Source organism: Cupriavidus sp. SIMBA_020, from assembly GCF_046535395.1.
In the GTDB taxonomy this organism is placed as follows: Bacteria; Pseudomonadota; Gammaproteobacteria; order Burkholderiales; family Burkholderiaceae; genus Cupriavidus; species Cupriavidus campinensis.
The window spans coordinates 1-316 of sequence record NZ_JAWRWU010000269.1 but is presented as its reverse complement, the minus strand read 5'-3'; the positions used below and the strand labels follow the sequence as shown (position 1 = coordinate 316).

General features: G+C 69.6%; 1 protein-coding gene. It reads left to right on the top strand.

Annotated features, from left to right (window positions below):
* Window positions 1-316, top strand: a 316-nt coding sequence (locus SB751_RS29150) for a CBS domain-containing protein (RefSeq protein ID WP_410748927.1), incomplete at both ends; no start/stop codon positions are given.

Genomic DNA, 316 nt, shown 5'->3' with positions numbered 1-316 from the left:
GAATGGCTCGACGTCGATCCGGACGACCTCGAAACGCTGCTGCGCGAAACCGAAATGCAGGCGTATACGCGCACGTTCGGCGAGCTGCGCTGCGCGGACCTGATGACGAAGCACGCAATCGAAGTCTCGCCGTCCACGTCGGTGACCGCCGCGCTGACGCTGCTCGATCGCCATCGCGTGAAAGCGCTGCCGGTGGTCGACGGCGAGGCCCGATTGATCGGCATCGTCACGCGCGCCGACCTCACGCGCCCGTGGCGCCGGCCGCCGCCGCTGTGGCAGCGGCTGTCCGCGCGGCTGTCGCAATCGTTCGGCGGCC